Below are 4,654 nucleotides of genomic sequence, written 5' to 3'. Positions count from 1 at the left end.
CGTCGATCCAGGTCCTGGTAATCGGCGATGGGCGGCTTCTCGATGAAGTAGCGCGAGCCGGACAGGTTCAGGGCATAGTTCTGGCTCAGGCCAGTCTGGTCGCGGTCGAGCACGGCGTAGCTGAGGTTTTCCACATCCAGATTGATACCATAGCCGATGATGAACATCAGGATGGCCGTGCCCAGCAGGGCTAGCGTGGCGCGTACCGGATCGCGCCGCAACTCCAGGCTTTCGCGCTGGCTGTAGCTCAGGGCGCGGCCCAGGCTGGTGCGCAGGCGACCGGGGCGCGGCTTGGCCTTTTGCGGGGCCGATATGACGTTTTGTGCGGGCGATGGCGCGGGGTCGCCCTTCCCCGCGGCGTCTTCCAGATAGCCTATGAAGGCTTGTTCCAGACTGGCCGCACCGCGCTGGCGCACCAGCTCTTTCGGGGTGGCGCTGACCAGCACCCGGCCGGCGTGCATGAGCGAAATGCGGTCGCAGCGCTGGGCCTCGTTCATGAAGTGGGTCGAGATGAAGATGGTCACCTGGTCGCGGCGCGCCAAGTCGATCATCAATTGCCAGAACAGGTCGCGCGCGATCGGATCGACCCCCGAGGTGGGTTCGTCCAGGATCAGCAGTTCCGGCTTGTGGACCATGGCTACCGCCAGCGAGAGGCGCTGGCGGATTCCCAGCGGCAGGCTTTCGGGCAGGCTGTCCATGACATCCTGCAGGCCGAAGCGGGTCGCCATTTCCTCGGTGCGGGCGGCGATCTGATCTTCGGGCAGCCGGTACAGGCGGGCGTGCAGCACCAGGTTCTGGCGCACGCTCAGTTCGCCATACAGCGAAAAGGCCTGCGACATGTAGCCCACGCGGGCGCGCGTGGTCATGTCGCGCGGATCGACTTCGCGTCCGAACAACCAGGCTTGGCCTTGGCTGGCTTGCAGCAGCCCGGTCAGCATCTTCATGGTGGTGGACTTGCCGCAGCCGTTGGAGCCGAGAAAGCCGAAGATCTCGCCGCGACGGATGCGGAAATCCACATGATCCACCGCCACGAAATCACCAAAGCGCATGGTCAGGCCCTTGGCTTCGATGGCTACCTCGGCAGCGTTGCTGTCGTCCAGCGGCGTGACCTGTACGGCTTGGTGGCCGCGCCGTTTCTCTTCAGGCAGCAAGGCAATGAACGCCTCTTCCAGCGACGCCGTGCCGGTGCGGGCGTGCAGTTCGGCAGGCGTGCCGGTGGCCAGCAGCTTGCCTGCGTCCATGGCCACCAGCCAGTCGAAGCGGTCGGCTTCTTCCATGTAGGCGGTGGCGACGATGACGCTCATGCCGGGGCGTTGCGCGCGGATACGGGCGATCAAGTCCCAGAACTGGGCGCGCGAGAGCGGGTCCACGCCGGTGGTGGGTTCATCCAGGATCAACAGATCGGGATCGTGGATCAGCGAGCAGCACAAGCCCAGCTTTTGCTTCATGCCACCGGAGAGCTTGCCGGCCGGCCGCGCCAGGAAAGCGGACAAGCCGGTGCCGGCCGTCAATTCATCGATGCGACGGCGCCGCTCGGCTGCGCCCTGGCCGAACAGGCGAGCGAAGAATTGCAGGTTTTCTTCCACCGACAGGGTGGGATAGAGATTCTTGCCCAGGCCTTGCGGCATGTAGGCGATGCGCGGGCAGACCTGTTGGCGATGCTCGGCCTGGCGCATGTCGCCACCGAGTACGCTGACCTCCCCCGCTTGCAAGGCGCGCGCCCCGGCCACCAGCGACAGCAGGCTGGACTTGCCCACGCCATCGGGGCCGATCAGGCCGACCATGCGGCCAGCGGGAATATCCAGCGAGACGTTCTCCAGCGCGCAGCGCTGGCCATAGTGCAGCGACACGCCCGTCAGGCGCGCCACGCCGTGCTCGCCGGGCGCTGGCGTCATTGCGGAACCTTCACCGCCAGTTGCTCGGGCCATGCGCGAGTCTTGTCGGTGCGTACCCAGGCCACGCCGGGCAGGCCGGTCTTGACCAGTGCGAGGTGTTGCTGGAGCAGCGCCGGATCGATCTGGGCCTTGACGCGGAACATCAGCTTCTGGCGCTCGCTGGCCGTTTCCACCGTCTTGGGCGTGAACTGGGCAGTACTGGCGACGAAGGAAATCCTGGCCGGGATCACGTACTGGGGTGCGGCATCAAGCACGATGCGCGCGTCACTGCCCAGGGCCAGCTTGCCGGCCACGGCTTCGGGGACGAAAAAGGTCATATACACATCGCTCAGGTCCACCAAGTTGAGCAGCTTGCCGCCACCACCCAGCACTTCGCCGGGCTGGGCGATGCGGTATTGCACGCGGCCGGCACGCGGGGCGGTGAGCGTGCTGTCGTCGATATCGACCTTGATGCGCTGGACCGTAGCCACGGCCGCGGTCACCGTCGACTTGGCGCCGCTGACCTGGGTGCGCGCCGCAGCCACGGCAGCCTGGGCGGCGGTCACTTGCGCCTTGGCGGCGGTGACGGCGGCCGCCATGCCCAGCACGCGGGCGCGGTCGTCGTCCACTTCCTGTAGCGAGGAAGCGCCTTCCTTGACCAGCACGTCGGAACGCGCCAGGCGACGGCGCGCCGCATCCAGTTCACTCTCGCGCTGCGCGGTCTGGGCCAGGGCGGCCTGGTAGTCACTTTCACGCACGGCCACCTGGGCCTCGGCACTGGCGACCGCCGACAGCGCTTGCTGCTGGCGCGCCAGGGCTTCGTCGCGCTGGGCTTGCAGCGACAGCACCTGCATATGGGCCAGCGGCTGGCCGGCGCTGACGAAATCGCCTTCGTTGACCAGGATGGCATCGACACGCCCACCCAGCTTGGTGGCCACGTCCACTTCGGTGGCTTCGATACGGCCATTGCCGCTGGCAAATCCCTCACCCGGGCCGCCATGATGCAGGCGCTGCCAGGCAAAGTAGGCGCCGCCGGCGAGGATCACGGCCAGGGCGGCGGCCAGCAGGGGTTTCTTGGCGTGTTCAAGCGTCATGATCAGGATCCGGAAGGAAGGGGGAAGGCCGTGGCCTGGCTGCTGTCACCACCCAGCGCGGCATACAGCGCCACCGCCGAGGACAGCAATGCGCGCCGGATCTGCACCCGTTGCTGGCGGGCGCTCAACAGGTCGCGCTGGGCATCGAGCACGTCCAGGAACGGCGCGGCGCCGTTGTCATAGCGCAGCGTGGACAGGCGCGCACGCTCGCTCTGCACCTGTTCCGCGGTCTCGGCGATGGCCAACTGCCGGGTCAGCCACTGGCGTGCGGCCAGCGCATCGGCCACATCGCGGAAAGCACCCTGCACGGTCTTTTCGTAATTGGCCACCGCGATATCGCGGCGCACCTCGGCCAGGTCCAGATTGTTGCGCAGGCGACCGGCCGTGAAGATGGGCAGCGTGATGCTGGGCGAGAATGTCCAGGCCTGGCTGCCATCGCGGAACAGACCGCTCAGTTCGGCACTGGCCGTACCCAGGTTGCCGGTCAGGGAAATGCTGGGGAAGAAGGCCGCGCGTGCCGCACCGATATTGGCATTGGCCGCCTTCAAACGCAGTTCGGCCGCCACCACGTCGGGACGGCGCGTGAGCAGTAATGAGGGCGTGCCCGCTGCCAGTTCGGGGAACGTGGCGTCGAGCGCCCTGCGCGCCTGGCCCACCGGCAGCTCCAGCGGTGCGCCCACCAGCAGGCTAAGGGCATTGACGCGCTGGGCGCGCAGTTGCTCCAGTTGGGCCCCCAGCGCCTGGGCCTGGGTCAGCAGGGTTTCGATCTGGGTCAGGTTCAGCCTGGAGGTGGCGCCGACTTCGACCCGCCGCGAGAAGATGCGATAGCTCTCCTGGCGGCTGGCGATGGTATCGCGGGCGATGGCCAGGCGTTCATCCAGCTCGGCCAGTTCCAGATAGGCATCGGCCACCTGCGCCACCAGGCTCAGGGCGGCGGCGCGGCGCGTGGCTTCGCTGGCCAGGGCGCTTTGCAGGGCGGCATCGCTGAGGCTGCGCAGGCGGCCCCACAGGTCGATTTCCCAGTTGCTCAAGCCCAGTCCGGCCTGGTAGGCGCTGCCCACCAGCGGACGCTGGGTCAGGTTGAGGTCGGCCGGGGTGCGCGAGCGATCAACACCGACTTGCGCGCCGATGCTGGGCAACAGATCGGCACGCTGGATACCGTAGAGCGCCCTCGCCTCTTCCACCCGCAAGGCCGCCACCCGCAAGTCGCGGTTGTTGGCCAGCGCCTGGGTGATCAGGGCTTGCAACTGGGGATCGCGGAAATAGGCTTGCCAGCCCAGGGCCTGGGCCTCTGCCTCCATGCCGGCCGGCTGCTGCGGATAGTGTGCAGCCACCGGTGCTGCCGGCCGCTGGTAGGTCGGCGCCATCGATTGACAGGCCGCCAGCAACAGCGGCAAGGCAACCAGCAGCAGACGCATTCTTGGAGGGGGCTCGCACATCGTTGGCATCGGCGTAAGCAGAAAATGTGGCGACGAAATGCTTCGTCTTCTGTGTCCACATTATGAAGAGGCTTGCTGGAAACGCGATTGATGTACGTCAGGTTACTGACTGATGAGTCGGTAATATCAAGGAGGGTGCCATGGGGCGCTAGTCTGATGACACAGACTGGGCGGGAGATAGCGAGGGCAGCGTCTTACTGCGCCACGCCGACTTGATCCACGAAGTGTCTGACCTCGGCCGCCACGT

At 66.7% G+C, this 4,654-nt stretch carries 3 protein-coding genes; all 3 read right to left on the bottom strand.

Translation table 11 applies throughout. The features are described from left to right. Nucleotides 1-1,895: ribosome-associated ATPase/putative transporter RbbA (gene rbbA / locus I5W_RS26650; protein WP_044531526.1), on the bottom strand; the 1,895-nt coding region annotated here is incomplete at its 3' end. Continuing rightward, a complete protein-coding gene (locus I5W_RS26645; protein ID WP_044531525.1) occupies nt 1,892-2,968 on the bottom strand; it encodes an HlyD family secretion protein in 1,077 nt (358 codons plus the stop codon). The genes rbbA and I5W_RS26645, both read right to left, overlap by 4 nt. A 2-nt stretch (nt 2,969-2,970) precedes the next feature. Beyond that, complete coding sequence (locus I5W_RS26640; RefSeq protein ID WP_044531524.1) at nt 2,971-4,386, bottom strand: efflux transporter outer membrane subunit; 1,416 nt, start codon at nt 4,384-4,386, stop codon at nt 2,971-2,973. Nucleotides 4,387-4,654: the final 268 nt, after the last annotated feature.

Origin of the sequence: Herbaspirillum sp. B65, from assembly GCF_000333555.1 — a bacterium.
GTDB lineage: Bacteria > Pseudomonadota > Gammaproteobacteria > Burkholderiales > Burkholderiaceae_D > Herbaspirillum > Herbaspirillum rubrisubalbicans.
Note: the sequence above shows the minus strand (reverse complement) of the source record. Positions and strands in the feature narration are given on the sequence as shown.